Source organism: Pseudomonas sp. PSB18 (assembly GCF_014596565.1).
Lineage (GTDB): Bacteria > Pseudomonadota > Gammaproteobacteria > Pseudomonadales > Pseudomonadaceae > Aquipseudomonas.
Genome location: NZ_NOIN01000007.1, coordinates 29,161 through 47,074, shown reverse-complemented (window position 1 = coordinate 47,074; position 17,914 = coordinate 29,161). Strand labels below are relative to the sequence as shown.

The 17,914-nt window shown below is 61.3% G+C and carries 16 protein-coding genes and 2 tRNA genes; 7 read left to right on the top strand and 11 right to left on the bottom strand.

Annotation, left to right across the window (positions count from 1 at the left end):
• The first annotated feature begins 69 nt into the window (after positions 1 to 69).
• From CGA22_RS17500 to CGA22_RS17490, 3 genes are all read left to right on the top strand, one after another.
• Positions 70 to 324: a DUF6555 family protein gene (locus CGA22_RS17500; RefSeq protein WP_041022040.1), complete on the top strand. Its 255-nt coding sequence runs from the start codon at positions 70 to 72 to the stop codon at positions 322 to 324.
• 152 nt (positions 325 to 476) lie between these two features.
• Positions 477 to 707, top strand: coding sequence for a hypothetical protein (locus tag CGA22_RS17495; protein ID WP_041022039.1), 231 nt, complete (start codon positions 477 to 479; stop codon positions 705 to 707).
• Positions 708 to 824: 117 nt separating this feature from the next.
• Positions 825 to 1,250: a hypothetical protein gene (locus CGA22_RS17490; RefSeq protein ID WP_041022038.1), complete on the top strand. Its 426-nt coding sequence runs from the start codon at positions 825 to 827 to the stop codon at positions 1,248 to 1,250.
• Here the strand turns inward: CGA22_RS17490 and CGA22_RS17485 are convergent.
• Positions 1,247 to 1,474, bottom strand: a complete 228-nt coding sequence (locus tag CGA22_RS17485) for a PLD nuclease N-terminal domain-containing protein (protein ID WP_041022037.1) — start codon at positions 1,472 to 1,474, stop codon at positions 1,247 to 1,249. The two genes, CGA22_RS17490 and CGA22_RS17485, sit on opposite strands and share 4 nt — an antisense overlap.
• Before the next feature lie 107 nt (positions 1,475 to 1,581).
• Positions 1,582 to 1,767 (bottom strand): hypothetical protein, encoded by a 186-nt coding sequence (locus CGA22_RS17480; RefSeq protein WP_041022056.1) that lies wholly within the window; start codon positions 1,765 to 1,767, stop codon positions 1,582 to 1,584.
• Positions 1,768 to 2,047: 280 nt separating this feature from the next.
• Here CGA22_RS17480 and CGA22_RS17475 point away from each other — a divergent pair, with 280 nt between their 5' ends.
• Entirely contained in the window at positions 2,048 to 2,410 is a 363-nt protein-coding gene (locus tag CGA22_RS17475) for an NUDIX hydrolase (RefSeq protein ID WP_041022036.1), read from the top strand.
• Between the two features lie 81 nt (positions 2,411 to 2,491).
• Here the strand turns inward: CGA22_RS17475 and CGA22_RS17470 are convergent.
• Together CGA22_RS17470 and CGA22_RS17465 are read right to left on the bottom strand one after the other, a co-directional pair.
• A tRNA-Leu gene (locus CGA22_RS17470) sits at positions 2,492 to 2,578 on the bottom strand.
• 195 nt (positions 2,579 to 2,773) lie between these two features.
• Positions 2,774 to 2,847: transfer RNA gene (locus CGA22_RS17465), tRNA-Cys, on the bottom strand.
• A gap of 351 nt (positions 2,848 to 3,198) precedes the next feature.
• On the opposite strand from CGA22_RS17465, the gene CGA22_RS17460 reads away from it, so the two are divergent.
• The 3 genes from CGA22_RS17460 (at position 3,199) to CGA22_RS17450 (ending at position 6,140) form a co-directional block, all read left to right on the top strand.
• Positions 3,199 to 4,029, top strand: a complete 831-nt coding sequence (locus tag CGA22_RS17460; protein ID WP_052435109.1) for an SRPBCC family protein — start codon at positions 3,199 to 3,201, stop codon at positions 4,027 to 4,029.
• Positions 4,029 to 5,201 carry a zinc-dependent alcohol dehydrogenase gene (locus CGA22_RS17455; protein WP_041022035.1) on the top strand — a complete coding sequence of 391 codons (1,173 nt, stop codon included), beginning with the start codon at positions 4,029 to 4,031 and terminating at the stop codon, positions 5,199 to 5,201. Before CGA22_RS17460 ends, CGA22_RS17455 begins: the two co-directional genes overlap by 1 nt.
• 159 nt (positions 5,202 to 5,360) lie before the next feature.
• Positions 5,361 to 6,140 (top strand): TSUP family transporter, encoded by a 780-nt coding sequence (locus tag CGA22_RS17450; protein ID WP_041022034.1) that lies wholly within the window; start codon positions 5,361 to 5,363, stop codon positions 6,138 to 6,140.
• On the opposite strand, the gene nudC is transcribed toward CGA22_RS17450, so the two are convergent.
• The 7 genes from nudC to tpx form a co-directional block, all read right to left on the bottom strand.
• Positions 6,108 to 6,938: an NAD(+) diphosphatase gene (gene nudC, locus CGA22_RS17445; RefSeq protein ID WP_041022033.1), complete on the bottom strand. Its 831-nt coding sequence runs from the start codon at positions 6,936 to 6,938 to the stop codon at positions 6,108 to 6,110. The two genes, CGA22_RS17450 and nudC, sit on opposite strands and share 33 nt — an antisense overlap.
• Positions 6,939 to 6,944: 6 nt before the next feature.
• Positions 6,945 to 7,757: a crotonase/enoyl-CoA hydratase family protein gene (locus CGA22_RS17440; RefSeq protein ID WP_041022032.1), complete on the bottom strand. Its 813-nt coding sequence runs from the start codon at positions 7,755 to 7,757 to the stop codon at positions 6,945 to 6,947.
• A 228-nt stretch (positions 7,758 to 7,985) separates the two neighbouring features.
• On the bottom strand, positions 7,986 to 9,461 hold the full coding sequence (locus CGA22_RS17435) for an efflux transporter outer membrane subunit (protein WP_041022031.1): 1,476 nt from the start codon (positions 9,459 to 9,461) through the stop codon (positions 7,986 to 7,988).
• Complete coding sequence (locus tag CGA22_RS17430; RefSeq protein WP_041022030.1) at positions 9,458 to 12,565, bottom strand: efflux RND transporter permease subunit; 3,108 nt, start codon at positions 12,563 to 12,565, stop codon at positions 9,458 to 9,460. Before CGA22_RS17430 ends, CGA22_RS17435 begins: the two co-directional genes overlap by 4 nt.
• A 181-nt stretch (positions 12,566 to 12,746) precedes the next feature.
• A complete protein-coding gene (locus tag CGA22_RS17425) occupies positions 12,747 to 15,842 on the bottom strand; it encodes an MdtB/MuxB family multidrug efflux RND transporter permease subunit (RefSeq protein ID WP_041022029.1) in 3,096 nt (1,031 codons plus the stop codon).
• Positions 15,839 to 17,155 (bottom strand): MdtA/MuxA family multidrug efflux RND transporter periplasmic adaptor subunit, encoded by a 1,317-nt coding sequence (locus CGA22_RS17420; RefSeq protein ID WP_041022028.1) that lies wholly within the window; start codon positions 17,153 to 17,155, stop codon positions 15,839 to 15,841. Before CGA22_RS17420 ends, CGA22_RS17425 begins: the two co-directional genes overlap by 4 nt.
• Positions 17,156 to 17,345: 190 nt before the next feature.
• Positions 17,346 to 17,846 (bottom strand): thiol peroxidase, encoded by a 501-nt coding sequence (gene tpx, locus CGA22_RS17415; RefSeq protein WP_024779993.1) that lies wholly within the window; start codon positions 17,844 to 17,846, stop codon positions 17,346 to 17,348.
• Positions 17,847 to 17,914 lie beyond the last annotated feature (68 nt).

The window sequence follows — 17,914 nt, the reverse complement described above, 5'->3', positions numbered from 1 at the left end:
TCTGGAAATCCGATTGAATTTTCCGAACGCCTTCGCATCCATCCGTATAGAACTAATTAGGGAGGATTTATGGGCGGGCCATCGCTTTACATCATCGACTACATGCTCCATGGCGAGCCCAAGTCATTCATCATTCGAGCCGAAGTGATGAATAACTCCGAAGCTTGGCATTGGGCCAGTTGCGATGCGGGTGTCGGGCGCATACCCAAATTCGGCAGGGAGAAGGTCAAGCGGGTTACCAAACCCCTTGCGGAAAAATACGGCATCACCGACGTGCGTTGGCGAGCCAGCGTTGCGCCCAGCTGGATCAAGGAGTCTGGCTGATTCAAAGACCTTCATTCATTCGGCGCGCCGGTTACCTGCCGGGCGCCGGATTCCCCGGCAAACCAGCAATAACTCAACTACGCTTAAACGACAGTACGACCCGCCTGCGGCGGGTTTCGTGCTGCCTCATCAACTCTGAATGGAGGTGTGACATGTCCGAAAAAGAGTCCATCACCACCCTGCTCACCTTGCTGGAATCGCGCCAGAGTCGCCTGACTGCGGCTTGCAAGGAAATCGCCGACTGGGTCGACCACAATGGCGGCCATCCAACCGCCATGCGCATCCGGGATCGCCTGAACGATATCGATAAGGACGTTCCCTCGATTCAGCACGCACTCTCATCCCTCAAGCCCATTGAACGGCCCTTACCGAAATTCCGCTAACGCTTTGCGTCAGCCACGCTTCTCCTGAGTTCTACCGGCCGGAACGCCGATGGAACGCGCAATCCTTTTGCGCCTCGATATTGATAGGTGCGGAAAAACGCGAAAAGGAGAGCCACCATGAATGCCAGAATCTTGTTGCTGATTGCCTGTGCAAGCCCTGCCACCGTCATGGCGCAGGGCTGCGATGTCATCACCCGGGCCCAGAGCCAGTCGCTTCCAGCCGTCGAAACCCATGCCTGCTATGAATATAAAGGCATGCCGGATGGGGCCATCGGCTGGTCATGCAGCAACGAAAACCAGACCGCACTCAGCACCCAGAAGGCGCCGGTCGAACGCTGCGCCGACGGGTATGTAGCAACCTGCCAGGCCAGGCTCACCCAGGAGACCCTGGCGAATCCTCGCTCGACCAGCAAAGACAGCGGCGGTGGCTCGGTCAATATTCCCGATCATGCGCAGATCACCTGGTACTACTATGACGTCGAGCAGTTGCAGCAGGCGCAAAAAGACTGTGAAAGCACCGGCGGTCGCTGGCAGAACCGTTAGCCCTTGCTGTGCTCCGGTGAAGACGGGCCTTCCTTGATCCCACGAGGCCCGGCCACACCCCAGATGATCAGCCCCACCACAGGCAGAATGATCAGCAATAAGGCCCAACCCGCCTTGGTCCCGGCGGACTTGTCACTGCGAAACACGCTGACGATTGCCCATAAATCCACGAGTAACAGAAGCACCGCGACAGCGATCCAGAAATAACTGGCTAATTCAGACATGGCCCAATCCTCTTGTCGGTCTCGTGACCTGCACGAATGAGCGATCCAGGCCACGAATGATTAGGCACAGGTACTCCAGGACCGTTCAAAGAATCTGCCCTCGGGCGCTATGAGCGCTCGTTCAGATAGGCGACCCATCGCTCATAGGCTTCATGCTGGCGCCGTACGGCCTCCTCCCAAGCCGATCCTGTCATCTGATGGGCACAAATGAGCGTCATCATGTCCGATGTCGCTGTGTCGAGCTCCACCAGGAGCTCATGGGATTTGACTTTGAAATCTTCAACAGTGGTCATCTTTCCTCTCTCCCCACTGCCCGGGGTCGGCCATCCACCCAACATGGATACCTTTTTTCCGATCTGATTCATTTTTGGCGATGGCCGGTCATCGACGCGTACAAGTTCACGGAGCGCTGCCAGCCAATGAATCAAGGCGCAAATGAAGTTCAGTCTTTCCCGCTACGCTGCGGTCGTACAAGTATGAGCCCAGAATCGTCGTCTAGCGTTGCCGATGACACAAGGCTCTAATATTTCAGTTATATTTCATTTCAATGACAGTCACTGAAAAGCACCGCCCATGAAAATTCGAGCGACCGTCATCTGCGAGGAAAATCGCCACATCTTGCTGGTGCGCAAACCCAACAGCCGTTGGACCTTGCCTGGCGGCGTCGTCGAACGCGGCGAAAGCCATGCCGAAGCCGCCCTCAGGGAACTTGCAGAAGAAACCGGATTGGGCGCCGATAACCTGCTGTACCTGATGCGCATCAGCGATGGCGACACCCTGCATCATGTATTCGAGGCTTCGGTCAGCGACATCGGTGCGGCCAGGCCGCAGAACGAAATCAGCGATTGTCTCTGGTACCCGCTGGACACCATTGCGCGATTGCAGATGAAGAAAGGCACGCGGCAGATACTCGAGGCGTTCAGGCGGCGGTTATGAGAGCCTCCGCACCGCTCGGTAAAGTGATGCGCAAACAAAAAAGGGTTGCCTGAGATATCTCACGCAACCCTTTGTTTTATATGGTGCCCGAAGCCGGAATCGAACCGGCACGCCCTTACGAGCGGGGGATTTTAAGTCCCATGCGTCTACCAGTTTCGCCATTCGGGCGGTAGCGCGGTCAAGCCCCATGGAGCGGCGGATCAAGGATCCGTCAGTGTCGAGGCTGGTGCAGCAGAGGGACGAAATATATACATCCCTCCCCGACGAAGCAAGGTTGCCCATGTCCTTTTCATGACAAAAAGCGTCTTTGCTCCATAAAGAAAAAAGCTCTGTAAATCATAGATCTACAGAGCTTTTTTATAGTGGAGGCCGAAGTCGGAATCGAACCGGCGTAGGTGGATTTGCAATCCACTGCATAACCATTTTGCTATTCGGCCTCAAAACGCCTGATGCAATGAAACCACATCAACCGTGTACCAACCTGATCGGAAGAAATCGCTGACTTAGCGCTATCCCCTTGAAAACATTGAGATTTTTTACGCCCCAACGCGTTCGATGGGCGCAATTATGTACTCATTTGCCAAAGCTGACAACCCCTTGATTTCAAAAAAAAATCGTCCGGCGGACCAGGCTTTCCCCTCTCGTTCTCGAGGCCGCGCACCGTGCAGTGATCATCGACCAAACCCGGCGGGAACCGCCTCATCGGAAACCCGCGATGTCGATGGAACAACCACAGCTCCCGGCGGCTCATTCCCTATGTCTCCTTCTGATTGATAAGGAAAACCATCATGACTGAACGTCCACCACTGGTAGCGAGCCGGGCTGCGGTGCCGGGTCCGTCACGCCCCAACCTCAGTACTCCGGAGCGTGCGGTGTCGCTGCTGGCCGGGACCCTGCTGATCGCCAATGGGTTGCGCCAGGGCGGCTTCAGGGGTTGGCCGCAAGTTCTACTGGGGGCTTGCGCGGCCTGGCGCGCTTACTCAGGCTCCTGCAGGGTCAAGCAAGCGCTGACCCACAGCCCGTTCGAGCGGGCTTTCGAGCAGGATCGGGGTTGGGATTCAAGCAAAGTGATCTCCCGCAGCATCACGATTGGCAAACCCCGGGAGGAAGTCTTCGCGTTTTGCCGCAACCCGGCCAACCTGGGGGCCCTGGTGCCCTGGGTGGATACCATCGAGCAGACCGGCGAACGTACCTACCGTTGGGTGGCCCATGGGCCGAGGGACAAGACCTTGCACTGTGATCTCGAACAGAGTGAACCCAAGGAAGGCCGCAAGTTGCACTGGTTGGCCGCACCGGGCACCCGGTTCAAGCACGATATCCAGATGCATTTCAGCGATGCGCCGACGGGCCGGGGCACGCAGATCAAGATCATTGTCGCCTGCCAACCCTCTTTCGGGGCTGCCGGCTATGCCTTGGCGGCGGCCATTTCCAAGTTCTCGGACAAAGCCTTGCTGTACCTGCTGCGCAGCGTCAAGCAACAACTGGAAACCGGCGAAGTGATTACCAACAGAATCCGGCCCCATGGCGAGAAGGATCTCCTGTTCATCCACCCGCCGAGCTCCGTCGCCTCTGCATCGACCGATCCGTCACCCACGCCTCTCAATGGAGGAACTGCCTGATGCGCGCATTGACCTGGCAAGGCCCCAACAAGCTACAAGTCGAAACCGTCGATGATCCGTCCATTCTCAGCCCTCGCGACGCCATCGTACGAGTGACGTTGTCGTCGGTATGCGGTTCGGACTTGCACCTGCTGGGCGGCTATGTGCCGACCATGCGAGCCGGAGACATTATCGGCCATGAATTCATGGGCGAGGTGGTGGAAACCGGTTCGGCCATCACACAGTTCAAAAAGGGCGATCGGGTCGTCACCGTATCGATCCTCGGTTGTGGCGAGTGCGAGCATTGCCAGCGTGCGGATTTTTCCTGCTGCGACAACTCCAACCCCAACCCCTACGCCACAGACATCGCCTACGGGCAACCGGCCTGCGGCATCATCGGCTACAGTCACGCCTTCGGCGGCTTTGCCGGCAGTCACGCAACGTACATCCGCGTGCCGTTTGCCGATACCAATCTGTTCACCGTGCCCGAAGGGGTCAGCGACGAACAAGCCGTATTCGTCTCCGATGCGGTGCCTACCGGCTTTTTCGCCGCAGATAACGCCAGTATCCAGCCTGGGGACACGGTGGCGGTCTGGGGCTGCGGCGGGGTCGGGTTGATGGCGATTTCCAGCGCCTACCTGCTGGGAGCCGAGCGGGTGATTGCCATCGACCGCTTCCCTGACCGCTTGCGCCTCGCCGAAGAGAAGGCCGGCGCGATTGCCCTTAACTATGAAGCCACTGACGTGCATGCCGCCTTGTTGGAGTTGACCGGTGGCCGGGGGCCGGATCGCTGCATCGATTGCGTGGGCATGGAGGCCCACGGCACCGAGGTCGATTATTACTACGACAAGACCAAGCAGATGATGCGCCTGCATACCGAGCGCGGGACGGTGCTGCGCCAGTCGATCCGAGCCTGTCGCAAGGGCGGCACGGTGTCGGTGGTCGGGGTATACGGCGGCGTGTTGGACAAGTTTCCGATGGGGGCCATCGTCAACAAGTCCCTGACCTTGCGCTCGGGCCAGCAACCGGGACAGCGTTACGTGACGCGACTGTTCGACTACATTCGGAACGGCCAATTGGACCCCTCCTACTTGCTCACTCACCCCATGGGTCTGGAGCAGTCGGTGGAGGGTTATGCGATGTTCAAGGACAAGCGCGAAAACTGTTTGCGCGCGGTGTTTCGACCGGAATGATTGGGCCATGACGAGGGGGCGGCTACCCCGCCCGGAAGCAGGCTCCCTCGCCACCGGCCCCACTATGCAGTCATACCGGAGTCGCAGGCCAGAGCCATTATGGGTAACATACCGGCCTTCCTCGCAGCCCTTCTGCGACCTGTCGAATAAGCCTTTTCCATGCCTTTTGAACTCAGCGTTGACCTCACCACCCTCGCCATTCTCGCAGTTGTCGCATTCCTGGCCGGTTTCATCGATGCCATCGCCGGTGGCGGTGGCCTGCTGACCACCCCGGCGCTGCTGACCGCCGGCCTGCCACCACATCTGGTCCTGGGGACCAACAAGCTCAGTGCGACCTTCGGCTCGGCTACGGCCAGTTTCACTTTCTACAGGCGCAAACTGTTCGATCCAAAGCAATGGAAGCACGCGCTGGTCGGCACGCTTGTCGGTGCCTTGAGCGGCGCCATCGTCGCTCATTACTTGCCCGCCGAATGGCTGAACAAGATGCTGCCGGTGATCGTCTTCGCCTGTGGCCTGTACCTGTTGTTCGGCGGGACGCCCAAGGCGCCGCTGGACAGCGATGCGCCGATCAAGAAGAAGTGGCAATCACCCCAGGGGTTCGCCCTGGGCTTCTATGACGGGGTAGCCGGGCCAGGCACGGGGGCGTTCTGGACCGTCAGCAGCCTGCTGCTCTACCCCATCGACCTGGTCAAGGCCAGCGGTGTGGCCCGTAGCATGAACTTTGTCAGCAACATCGCTGCGCTGGTGGTGTTCATGCTCTCGGGACAAGTGGACTGGATCATCGGCCTGTGCATGGGCCTTTCGGTGATGATCGGCGCGTTCTTCGGTGCCCGCACCGCCATCAGTGGCGGCGCAAAGTTCATCCGACCGGTGTTCATCACCGTGGTGTTGGGTCTGACCGTGCGCCTAGCCTGGCAGCACTGGTTCAGCATGGCCTAGGCGCCGCGCCACATAGAGGTCGATGAGGTAACGTGCGATGGAGCGCGAAGCCGGCAACGGCGGCAGGTCGTGGACGTTGAACCACTGGGCGTCCTCGATTTCATCCTCCTGGCACACAATGTCGCCACTGGCGTATTCAGCGTGGAAGCCCAGCATCATCGAATGCGGGAACGGCCAGCATTGGCTGCCCATGTACTGGATATTCTTCACTTCGATGCTGACTTCCTCGCGGACTTCGCGAACCAGGCAATCCTCGGCCGACTCGCCCGGCTCGGCAAACCCCGCCAGGGTGCTGTAGACCCCGGTGACGAAGCGAGGCGAACGGGCCAGCAGGACTTCATCGCCGCGGGTGATCAGCACGATCATGCTCGGTGAAATCCGCGGGTAGTGCCGCAAGTCGCACACATCGCAATACATCGCCCGCTCCCGCGGAATCTGGCCCATTCGCTTGCCGCAGCTGCCGCAAAAACGGTGTTCACGGGCCCAGGTGCCGATCTGCGCCGCATAGCCCAACACTTTGAACAGCGTGTGATCGTCTTCGAGCATGAAGGCCCGCAGGCCTTTCCAGTTGCAACCGGGAATGTCCTGTGAGGCGTGCAACTCGAGCAGATAGACCGGTTCGCCATCCAGGTGGCCGATGCCATGCTCGGCGAGGACCGACAGGTCCTGGCGCTTGAGCCATTCGCGGGGAAACAGCGCGCCGTTATCGTCGAACAGGAAGCCTTCCGGGCTGCGGGCCACCGCCCAGCCGCCGGGAAGATCGGTATCGAGTACTGCGGTGGTCCAGCGTGAAATCATGGTCAGTCAATCCAGAAATTCAGGTTTCTGTTTGCTCATATGGGCGGCCATGGCCACGCGCAAGTCGGTCGATTGCAACATGGCGGCGTTCCAGGTAGCGACGTATTCCAGCCCGTCGTCGATGCGGTGGTCGCGCATGTAGCTGATCATTTCCTTGGTGCCGGTGATGGCGATCGGCGACTTGGCGGCGATTTCCCGGGCGATGCCCATCACGCCGTCGAGCAGGCTGGCGGTATCGCTGTAGACACGATTGACCAGGCCGATACTGCGCGCTTCATCGGCACCGAACGTGCGCCCCGTATAAGCGAGTTCCCGCAGCATGCCGTCCCCGATGATCCGGGGCAAGCGTTGCAATGTGCCAACATCGGCGGCCATGCCGATATCGATTTCCTTGATGGAGAACTGGGCGTCCTCGGCGGCGTATCGCATGTCGCAGGCGCTGATCAGGTCGATGGCACCGCCCAGGCAATAACCCTGGATCGCCGCGAGCACCGGCTTGCGGCAGTTGTCCACGGCGTTGAACGAGGCTTGCAGTTGCAGGATCTTGCGCCGCAGCAGGCGGGCATTGCGGCCGACGTCCTTGCCCAGCTCGTTGGCCACACCGGCCAGCATCATCAGGTCTATCCCTGAGGAAAAATGCTTGCCGGCACCGCTCAACACCACTACCCGCACTTCGTCGGTGTCGTCGATCCACTGGAATATCTCGACGATCTCGCTCCAGAACGCGGCGTTCATCGCATTGATCTTGTCCGGGCGATTGATCTGCACATGGGCGATGTTGTCTGCAAGTTCAACGTTGAACGCTTGGTATTGCGACATGGCAGTGATCCTTTACCGGCTGAAAAGAGGCTTGAACTATAACAAGCCATTGAGACAGGTCGTAGGCAGTGCATCGGCCAAAAGCAGGACTCGCTGGCCGCCGTGAGACAAACTTGTGGCGAGGGGATTTATCCCCGCTGGGGCGCGAAGCGGCCCTAAGATTCTGGGGCCGCTGCGCAGCCCAGCGGGGATAAATCCCCTCGCCACGAAAAAGCCCTCCCAACGATTTTATTCGTCCGTCTCCATCTGCCCATCCCATCCCCCGCCCAACGCCGCAATCAACTGCACGCTGGCGATCAACCGACTCTGCTGCAGGCTGAGCACGCTGCGCTCGTTGCTCAGGGCGGTGGCCTGGACGGTCACCACGTCGAGGTAGGCAATCAACCCGGCCTTGTACTGGTTCTGGGTCAGGCGCAAGGATTCGCGCGCGGCGTCGAGGGCTTCCTGGCGCACGCGGGCTTCGTCTTCCAGCACCTTGAGCTGGATCATGTAGTTTTCCACCTCGCGGAAGCCGTCGAGCACGGTCTGGCGGTAGGTGGCGACGGTCTGGTCGTAGGCCGCGACGCTGCGGTCGACTTCCGCCGAACGCTGGCCGCCGTCGAACAACGTCATGGCCAGTTGCGGCCCCACCGACCAGAAGCGATTCGGCACGCTGATCCAATTGTCGTAGGTACTGCTGCTGTAGCCGCCACTCAGGCTCAGGGTCAGGTCCGGGTAATAAGCCGCCTTGGCCACGCCGATATTGGCGTTGGCGGCCATCACCGAGCGCTCAGCCGAGGCGATGTCGGGCCGGCGTTCGAGCAACTGCGACGGCAGAGCCACCGGGACTTGCGGCAGCGAGGGAATGTCCTGGGTTTCCGCCAGGCTGAATTCAGCCGGCGGCAAGCCCATCAGCACGGCGATGGCGTTTTCGAACTGGGCACGCTGCCAGATCAAATCGATCAGGTCGCCCTGGGTGGTCTTGAGCTGGTTCTGCGCCTGGGCCACTGCATCCTTGCCCGATACGCCGGCGCGGTATTGGTTCTCGGTCATTTTCAGCGAACGCTGATAGTTTTCCAGGGTGGTCTGCAACAGACGCTTCTGCTGATCGATCACCCGCAACTGCAGGTAATTCTGCACCAGTTCCGATTGCTGGCTCAGGCGCATGGCGGCCAGGTCGGCGAAACTGGCCTGGGCACTGGCCTCATCGGCCTCCAGGGTGCGCCGCAATTTGCCCCAGACATCAGCCTCCCAACTGACCCCGGCCTGGGCGCTATAGGTGTCGCGGATGCCACTGGCCGAGCTGCTCAGGCTCGAACTGCTGCTGCCGGTGCCCTGGCTGGAGCGGTTTTTGCCGACGGTCAGGTCCACCGAGGGGAAAAACGCCCCCCGGGCACTGCGCGCCAGAGCCTGGGCCTGACGGTACTGGGCTTCGGCCTGGGCGACGGTCTGGTTGGAGGTGTTGAGTTTTTCCACCAGGCCATTGAGCTGCGCGTCCCCGTACAGCTCCCACCAGGCACCGCGGGCCAGGGCATCGCTGGGATTGGCCTGGCGCCAGCCCTGGGCTTCCTTGTATTGCGCCGGCGCGGCGGCCTGCGGACGTTGGTAATCCGGGCCAATCGCACAGGCGCTGAGCATCACCACGCACAGCGCCAGGCTCAGCGTCCGCGAGCCACGGGCAATCGCCAGCGGCGCGACAAGGTTGAAGAACGAACGATCGGTCATAGCGGAGTTTCCAGGGCAGCATCGGTGCGCACGCCGCGCCAGCGGTTGAAGCGATGGCGCAGTTTGTCGAGATAGAGGTAAACCACCGGGGTGGTGTAAAGCGTCAGGACCTGGCTGAACACCAGCCCGCCTATGATGGTCAGGCCCAACGGTTGGCGCATCTCCGAACCTTCGGCGCTGCTGAGCAACAAGGGCACAGCACCGAGGATCGCCGCCAGCGTGGTCATCAGGATCGGACGCAAGCGCAACAGACAGGCGCTGCGGATCGACTCCAACGGGGCCTGCCCACTCCGCTCCAGTTGCAAGGCCAGGTCGATCATCAGGATCGCGTTTTTCTTCACCACGCCAATCAGCAGGAACAGCCCCAGCAGGGAAATCAGGCTGAATTCCCCGCCCAGCACGTAGATCGACAGCAGCGCGCCGACCCCGGCCGACGGCAAGGTGGACAGGATGGTCAGCGGGTGAATGTAGCTTTCATACAGCACGCCCAACACCAGGTACACCGCCAGCAATGCCCCGAGGATCATGAACGGCTGGCTCTTCTGGGTGGCCGCGAAGGCATCGGCGGTACCGGCCATTTTCACGATCACATCCTCGGGCATGCCGAGCTTGGCGATGGTCCGCTCGATGGCGGCCGTGCCCTGCTCCACCGTCACGCCTTCGGCCATGTCGAAGGAAATGCTCTCGGAAGCGAACTGGCCTTCATGACTGACCCTGTCATCCTCCAGGCTGTTCTCGTAATGGGCAATGGTCGACAACGGCACCCGCGCGCCATCGGCAGTGATCACCTGCACCTGTTCCAGGGTATTCGGATCCCGGGCGTACTTGGGATTGACCTCCATCACCACCTGATACTGGTTCAGGCTGTCATAGATGGTCGAGATCTGGCGCTGGCTGTAGGCGTTGTTCAGAACGGCGGTGACCATGTTCATGTCGATGCCCAGGCGCTTGGCCTGGTCGCGGTCCACCACCAGCGTCACCTGCTGCGCCCCGCCACCGTCCCGGGCGTCGATGGCGGTCAACTCCGGCAAGGTCCTGAAGGCCGCCACAAGCTTGGGATACCACTCACGCAGGGACGCCAGGTCAGCGCTTTGCAGGATGTAGGAGTATTGCGAGGTGGTCTGCTCGCGGCCGCCACCGAACTGCAGGTCCTGGTCGGCCATCAACATCAATTGGGCGCCGGGGACCTTGGGCATTTCCTTGCGCAAGCGCTCGATGACTTTCTGCGCGGAAATGCCCCGCTCCTTGATCGGCTTGAGGCGCACCAGCATAAGCGCGTTATTGGTGCCGTTGTTGCTGCCGCCGATGGAGCCCGCCACGCTCTGCACCGCGTCGTCCTTGAGCACGGCACGGCGGAAGATTTCCATCTTCGGCTGCATCACGCTGAACGACAGGCCATCATCGCCGCGCACGAAGCCAATCAACTGACCGGTGTCCTGCTGTGGCATGAAGGTTTTCGGTACCACCACATACAGGGCGACGTTGATACCGATGGTCACCAGCAGGCTCAGCAAGGTCAGGCGTCGATGACGGAGCACCCAGTCCAGGCTGGTGGCATAACCGCGAACCATCCAGTCGTTGAGACGCCGGCTCTCGCGCTGCAAACGGTTTTCCTGCCCGAGCACATGGGGTTTGAGCCAGCGCGAGCAGAGCATTGGCGTGAGCGTCAGGGACACCACCAGCGAAACCACGATGGCCGCCGTCAAGGTGATGGAAAACTCACGGAACAGGCTTTCGATGATGCCCCCCATGAACAGGATCGACAGGAACACCGCCACCAGCGAGGCGTTCATCGACAACAGGGTGAAGCCCACCTCCCGGGCGCCGAGGTACGCGGCCTTCATAGGCGATACGCCTTCGTCAATGTGCCGGGAAATGTTTTCCAGCACGACGATGGCGTCGTCCACCACCAGCCCCGTGGCGAGGATCAGCGCCATTAACGACAGGTTGTTCAGGGAAAAACCGTAGAGGTACATCACCGCGAACGTACCCACCAGCGACACCGGTACCGCCAGGGTCGGGATCAGCGAGGCGCGGAAGTTGCCAAGGAACAGGAACACCACCAGCACCACCAGGGCCACGGCGATCAACAGGGTCATTTCCGCCTCGTGCAGCGTGGCCTTGATCACCGGTGAGCGGTCCATCACCAGGTTCAGCTTGACACTGGCTGGCAGCACCGCCTGCAACGCCGGCAGTTGCGCCTTGATTTCGTTGACCGTCTCGATGATGTTGGCGCCAGCCTGGCGGTTGACCACCAGCAGTACCGCGGCATCGTTGTTGAAAAAGCCGCTGTTGTAGCGATCCTCGACGCTGTCAGCGACCTTCGCCACATCCTTGAGGCGCAGCACCGAGCCATCCTGATAACGGATGATCAGGGTTTCATAGTCCTTGGCCTTCTCCAACTGATCGTTGGCCTGGACCTGCCACATGCGCCGGTCGTCCTCGACGGATCCCTTGGGCCGGCGCACGTTACTGTTGACGATCGCCTTGCGCACGTCATCCAGCGCAACACCGTACTGGTTGAGCAACTGCGGCTCCAGTTCGACGCGGACCGCCGGCAGTGAACTGCCACCGATCTGCACTTCGCCGACACCCGGCACCTGGGACAGGCTCTGGGACAGGATGCTGGAGGCCAGGTCGTAGAGCTTGCCTTTCTCCAATACATCCGAAGTCAGCGACAGCACTATGACCGGCGCCTGGGACGGGTTGACCTTCTTGTAGGTCGGCATACTGCGCATGCCGCTGGGCAGCAGGTTGCGCGAGGCGTTGATGGCCGCCTGCACTTCCCGCGCGGCACCGTTGATGTCGCGGTCCAGGTCGAATTGCAGAATCACCCGGGTCGAGCCCTGGCTGGAACGGCTGCTCATGGTATTGACCCCGGCGATGGCGCCGAAGGACCGCTCGAGGGGCGTCGCCACCGTCGAAGCCATCACCTCCGGGCTCGCCCCCGGCAAGCTGGCCTGGACCACGATCACCGGGAAATCCATCTGCGGCAGCGGCGAAACCGGCAGCAGGCCGAAGCACACACCGCCAAGCAGCATGATGGCGAAGCTCAGCAGCATGGTGGCGACGGGGCGCTTGATGAAGGGCCCGGAGAGGTTCATGGGCGATAACTCCAAGCCGCAAGCTTCAAGCGGCGAGCGCTTTTGTGGCGAGGGGATTCATCCCCGCTTGAGTGCGCAGCGCTCACAAAAGAGGCTGCTGCGCAGCCTGACGGGGATGAATCCCCTCGCCACAAAAAGCGCCTCTGCCCTGGGCGCAGGGTGGTCATCGTTCTACAAGCCGTCATGCCTGCACCTCTTCCCCATCAACCCGGGCAAAGCGCCGCCCGAGGCGATCGAAATACAGGTAGATAACAGGCGTGGTAAACAGCGTCAGCACCTGGCTCACCAGCAACCCGCCCACCATCACCAGCCCCAGGGGTTGGCGCAGTTCCGCGCCGGAGCCGGTGGCGAGCATCAGCGGTACCGCACCGAACAGGGCCGCCAGGGTGGTCATCAGGATCGGCCGGAAGCGCAGCAATGCGGCTTGATAGATCGCCGTCTGCGGATCGATACCTTGGTTGCGCTCGGCATCGAGGGCGAAGTCGATCATCATGATCGCGTTCTTCTTGACGATGCCGATCAGCAGAATGATGCCGATGATCGCGATCATGCCCAGGTCATTGCCGCTGAGAATCAACGCCAGCAAGGCGCCGATGGCCGCCGAGGGCAAGGTCGAGAGGATCGTGATCGGGTGGATATAGCTCTCGTACAGCACGCCCAGCACGATGTACATGGTCACCACCGCCGCCAGGATCAGCAGCAAGGTGCTGGACAACGAGGCCTGGAACGCCTGGGCCGCGCCCTGGAACTCGGTCTGCACGCCCACCGGCATGCCGATATCGTGCTGGACCTTCTCGATCACCTCCACCCCATGCCCGAGGGCCACCCCCGGCGCAAGGTTGAACGACATCATCACCGCCGGGAACTGGCCGATGTGGGCAATCGCCAACTGGGCCTGACGTTCCTCGACCCGGGCCAGGCTCGACAGGCGCACCTGCCCACCGTCGGTGGTCTTGACGTGGATCTGATCCAGGGCCTGGGGCCCGATCTTTTCCCCGGACTGGGCCTGCAGCACCACCCGGTACTGGCTGGCCTGGGTGTAGATGGTGGAAATCTGTCGTTGGCCAAATGCGTCATACAGCGCATCGGTGATGTTCGACACCGACACGCCCAGGCGTGATGCGGCGTCGCGGTCGATCACCAGGTAGACCTGGAGTCCCTTGTCCTGCAGGTCGCTGGCGACGTCGGTCAGTTCCGGCTGGCGCGCCAGCGCCTCCACCAGTCGCCCGCTCCACAGAGTGAGCAATTCGGCGTCCGGCGACGACAGGCTGAACTGGTACTGGGTACGACTGACCCGGTCCTCGATGGTCAGGTCCTGCACCGGTTGCATGAACAGGCGGATACCCACTAGCCGATCCAGTTGCGGCTGCAAGCGGGCGATGATCTCGCTGGCACTGTCATCCCGCTCGTTGTGAGGCTTGAGGTTGATCAGCAGGCGACCGCTGTTGAGGGTGGCGTTGTCGCCGTCCACGCCGATGTACGAAGACAGGCTCTCCACGGCCGGGTCGGCAAGGATCACCTTCGCCAGCTCTTGCTGGCGTTCGCTCATGGCGGCAAAGGAAATCGACTGCGGCGCCTCGGAAATACCCTGGATCACCCCGGTGTCCTGCACCGGGAAAAACCCCTTGGGCACGGCCAGGTACAACACCACCGTTAGCACAAGGCTGCCCACTGCCACCAGCAGGGTCAGCGGCTGATGCCTGAGCACCCATTGCAACTTGCGACCATAGGCGGCGATCAGCCAGTCGATCCACGCCCCGCTGGCGCGGTAGAAACGCCCCTGCTCATCCTCCTTCGGTTCACGCTTGAGCAAGCGCGCACACATCATCGGGGTCAGGGTCAGGGACACCACCAGGGAAATCAGGATCGCCACCGCCAGGGTGATGGCGAACTCACGGAACAACCGCCCCACTACGTCGGCCATGAACAACAGCGGGATCAACACGGCAATCAGCGACAGCGTCAGGGACACCAGCGTGAAGCCGATCTGCTTCGCGCCCTTGAGCGCAGCCTGCAACGGGCTGTCGCCCTCCTCGATGTAACGGGCGATGTTTTCCAGCATGACGATGGCATCGTCCACCACGAAACCGGTGGCAACGGTCAGGGCCATCAGTGTCAGGTTGTTGATGGAGAACCCCGCCAGGTACATCACGCCGAACGTACCGATCAGCGACAGCGGCACGGCCACCGACGGGATGATGGTGGCGCTGAAACGGCGCAGGAACAGGAACGTCACCATGACCACCAGGGCGATGGCGATCAGCAGTTCATGCTGCACGTCGGTGACCGAGGCGCGGATGGTCTGGGTGCGGTCGGTGAGTACGGTGACGTCCAGGCCGGCCGGCAGATTGTCGGTGATGCTCGGCAACAGTGCCTTGATCCGGTCCACCACTTCAATGACGTTGGCACCCGGTTGGCGCTGGATGTTCAGCAGCACGGCCTGGTTTTCGTTGGCCCAGGCGGCAAGGCGTTCGTTCTCGGCGCCATCGACGATCTGCGCCACATCCTTGAGTCGCAACGGCGCGCCGTTGGCGTAGGCCAGGATCAGCTCGGCGTAGTCCTTGGGCGAGGTCAACTGGTCGTTGGCATCGAGCATCGACACCCGGGTCGCGCCGTCGAAGTTGCCCTTGGGCTGGTTGACGTTGGAGGCGCCGATCAGGGTGCGCACGTCCGCCAGATTGAGGCCGTTGGCCGCCAGGGCTTCGGGGTTGACCTTGATCCGCACCGCCTGGCGCTGGCCGCCGGCGATGGTGACCATGCCGACCCCGCTGATCTGGGCGACCTTCTGCGCCATGCGGGTGTCCACCAGGTCGTTGAGCCTGGGCAGCAGCATGGTCTTGGAGGTGATCGCCAGCGTCAGCACCGGGGTGTCGGCCGGGTTGACCTTGTTGTACACCGGCGGCGCCGGCAGGTCGGTCGGCAACAGGTTGGTAGCCGCGTTGATCGCCGCCTGTACCTGCTGCTCGGCGACATCCATGTTGATCTCGAGGTTGAAGCGCAGGGTAATCACCGAGGCGCCGCCGGAGCTGGTGGACGCCATCTGCGTCAGGCCCGGCATCTGCCCGAACTGCCGTTCCAGGGGTGCGGTCACGGCGCTGGTCATCACGTCGGGGCTGGCGCCCGGGTACAGGGTCATGACACGGATGGTCGGGTAGTCGACCTGGGGCAACGCCGACACCGGCAGCAACCGATAGGCGATCAGGCCGGCCAGGACAATGGCCAGCATGCTCAACGTGGTAGCGACCGGGCGCAGGATGAACAGCCGCGAGAGGTTCATGCGCTGCCCTTTTTCGCCTTGTCGGTCCCGGCCGGTTCAGCCGGGGCTGCCGCAGGCTTGCCTTGCAGGTGTTCGGTTGGCGTGGCGGGCACGTCCTGGCTGTCGTTGACCACCTCCACTTCGCTGCCTTCCTTCAAGCGGTCGGTGCCTTCGAGCACCACCCGGTCGCCGACGGCCAGTCCTTCAGTGACCACGGTATTTTCGCCGTCACTGGCACCGATCTTGAGCTGTTTGATGGTGACCTTCTTGTCGCCCTCCAGGGCGTAGACGAAGGTGCCGTTGGTGCCGAACTGAATGGCGGCGGACGGCGCCAGGACCACACCCTTGAGCGTGTCGGCCAACAGACGCACATTGACGAACTGATTGGGGAACAGCGACTGCTCGCGATTATCGTAGCGAGCCTTGAATTTCAGGGTACCAGTGGTGATATCGATCTGGTTGTCCAGACTTTGCAGCACACCGCTGGCCTGGAGTTTCACATCGCCACGGTCCCAGGCTTCGACAGGCAACTTCGCGCCGCTGCGGTAGCGGGCGAGCACCGTGTCGAGATTGTTTTCCGGCAGGGTGAACACGACGTTGATGGGTTGGGTCTGGGTGATGACCGCCAGGGCCGTGGTGTCGTTGGCCGCCACCAGGTTGCCGATGTCCAGCTGCCGCAAACCGACGCGCCCGGAGATCGGCGCGCGTATCTTGGTGAACTCCAGGTTGAGCTTGGCGTCGTTGACTGCCGCCTGGTTGGTCTTGACCGTACCTTGATACTGCCCCACCAGCGCGGCAGCAGTGTCGAGGGTCTGCTTGGCGATGCTGTCCTCGGCATACAGGCCGCGATACCGCTCAAGATCGACCTGGGCGTTTTTCAACTGGGCCTGGTTCTGCAGCAACGTACCCTCGGCTTGCAGCAAGGCGTTCTGGTAGGGACGTGGATCGATCTCGGCCAGCAGGTCCCCCGCCTTCACCATCTGCCCTTCTTCGAAGGCGATCTTGACCAGCTCACCGCCCACTCGGCTGCGCACGTTGATGGTATTGAGCGCCGTGACCGTGCCCAACGCCTTGTAATACAGCGGGAAGTCCCCGGTGACGGCGGCTGCCACACGAACCGGTATCGGCCCCGTTGCACCGCCAAACCCGGGCCGCATGCCCCCCGAACGCCCCATGTGCCCAGCGGCGGCTTTCTGTCCTGTGGTGGACTTGTGATCCCCACCGGCCGGCCAGAATTTCCAGACCAGCGCCGCGATGACCAGCACAATGAACAGGCTCAACAGCCAGCGACGGGAATTGCGGGGAGCAGAGGATTGCATGGAGTGATCAACCATTGGGCGCGTGGGCATCTTTTATGGAAGGCTGAACGATAAGCACTGGCGGGTATTTAGCAAAGCGCCTTTACCGGCAATTTACCTTGGGCTTACGTATCGCGTTGCAGGCTAAGCGTTTGAAGTACAAAAGAAAACGGCCTGGACAAGGCCAGGCCGTTAACAATTGTAATAAATACTCTGATCAGAGCACTTATTTCAGAACAGCGAGCGCAGCGTCGTAGTTCGGCTCTTCGGCGATTTCCTTGACCAGTTCGCTGTGCAGTACGGTGTCGTTTTCGTCCAACACGACCACGGCACGGGCGGTCAGGCCCTTCAGCGGGCCGTCGGCAATGGCCACGCCGTAGTTCTGGATGAACTCGGCACCGCGCAGGGTGGACAGGTTCTGGACATTCTCCAGGCCTTCGGCACCGCAGAAACGCGCCTGGGCGAACGGCAGGTCAGCGGAGATGCACAGCACGACGGTGTTGTTCAGCTCGTTGGCCTGGGCATTGAACTTGCGCACGGACGTGGCACAGGTCGGGGTGTCGACGCTTGGGAAAATATTCAGCACCTTGCGCTTGCCGGCGAAATCCTTCAGGGAAACGTCCGACAGATTGCCGGCAACCAGGGAAAAGGCTGGCGCCTTGGAACCGGCTTGCGGCAACTGGCCATTGACTTGAACCGGGTTGCCTTTGAGGGTGACTTGAGCCATGAGCGGATTCCTTCTGACATGTTTGAAAAAGGTCGAGGCCGGAGTTAACCATGAAATGCCGCCGCGAC

What these genes read in the sequence shown, in the direction of transcription:
- CGA22_RS17455 (WP_041022035.1), top strand. Translation starts at nt 4,029, where the DNA reads ATGCGCGCATTGACCTGGCAAGGCCCCAACAAGCTACAAGTCGAAACC.
- CGA22_RS17475 (WP_041022036.1), top strand. Translation starts at nt 2,048, where the DNA reads ATGAAAATTCGAGCGACCGTCATCTGCGAGGAAAATCGCCACATCTTG.
- CGA22_RS17440 (WP_041022032.1), bottom strand. Translation starts at nt 7,757, where the DNA reads ATGTCGCAATACCAAGCGTTCAACGTTGAACTTGCAGACAACATCGCC.
- CGA22_RS17500 (WP_041022040.1), top strand. Translation starts at nt 70, where the DNA reads ATGGGCGGGCCATCGCTTTACATCATCGACTACATGCTCCATGGCGAG.
- tpx (WP_024779993.1), bottom strand. Translation starts at nt 17,846, where the DNA reads ATGGCTCAAGTCACCCTCAAAGGCAACCCGGTTCAAGTCAATGGCCAG.
- CGA22_RS17430 (WP_041022030.1), bottom strand. Translation starts at nt 12,565, where the DNA reads ATGAACCTCTCCGGGCCCTTCATCAAGCGCCCCGTCGCCACCATGCTG.
- CGA22_RS17460 (WP_052435109.1), top strand. Translation starts at nt 3,199, where the DNA reads ATGACTGAACGTCCACCACTGGTAGCGAGCCGGGCTGCGGTGCCGGGT.
- CGA22_RS17420 (WP_041022028.1), bottom strand. Translation starts at nt 17,155, where the DNA reads ATGGTTGATCACTCCATGCAATCCTCTGCTCCCCGCAATTCCCGTCGC.
- CGA22_RS17435 (WP_041022031.1), bottom strand. Translation starts at nt 9,461, where the DNA reads ATGACCGATCGTTCGTTCTTCAACCTTGTCGCGCCGCTGGCGATTGCC.
- CGA22_RS17480 (WP_041022056.1), bottom strand. Translation starts at nt 1,767, where the DNA reads ATGACCACTGTTGAAGATTTCAAAGTCAAATCCCATGAGCTCCTGGTG.
- CGA22_RS17450 (WP_041022034.1), top strand. Translation starts at nt 5,361, where the DNA reads ATGCCTTTTGAACTCAGCGTTGACCTCACCACCCTCGCCATTCTCGCA.
- nudC (WP_041022033.1), bottom strand. Translation starts at nt 6,938, where the DNA reads ATGATTTCACGCTGGACCACCGCAGTACTCGATACCGATCTTCCCGGC.
- CGA22_RS17425 (WP_041022029.1), bottom strand. Translation starts at nt 15,842, where the DNA reads ATGAACCTCTCGCGGCTGTTCATCCTGCGCCCGGTCGCTACCACGTTG.
- CGA22_RS17495 (WP_041022039.1), top strand. Translation starts at nt 477, where the DNA reads ATGTCCGAAAAAGAGTCCATCACCACCCTGCTCACCTTGCTGGAATCG.
- CGA22_RS17490 (WP_041022038.1), top strand. Translation starts at nt 825, where the DNA reads ATGAATGCCAGAATCTTGTTGCTGATTGCCTGTGCAAGCCCTGCCACC.
- CGA22_RS17485 (WP_041022037.1), bottom strand. Translation starts at nt 1,474, where the DNA reads ATGTCTGAATTAGCCAGTTATTTCTGGATCGCTGTCGCGGTGCTTCTG.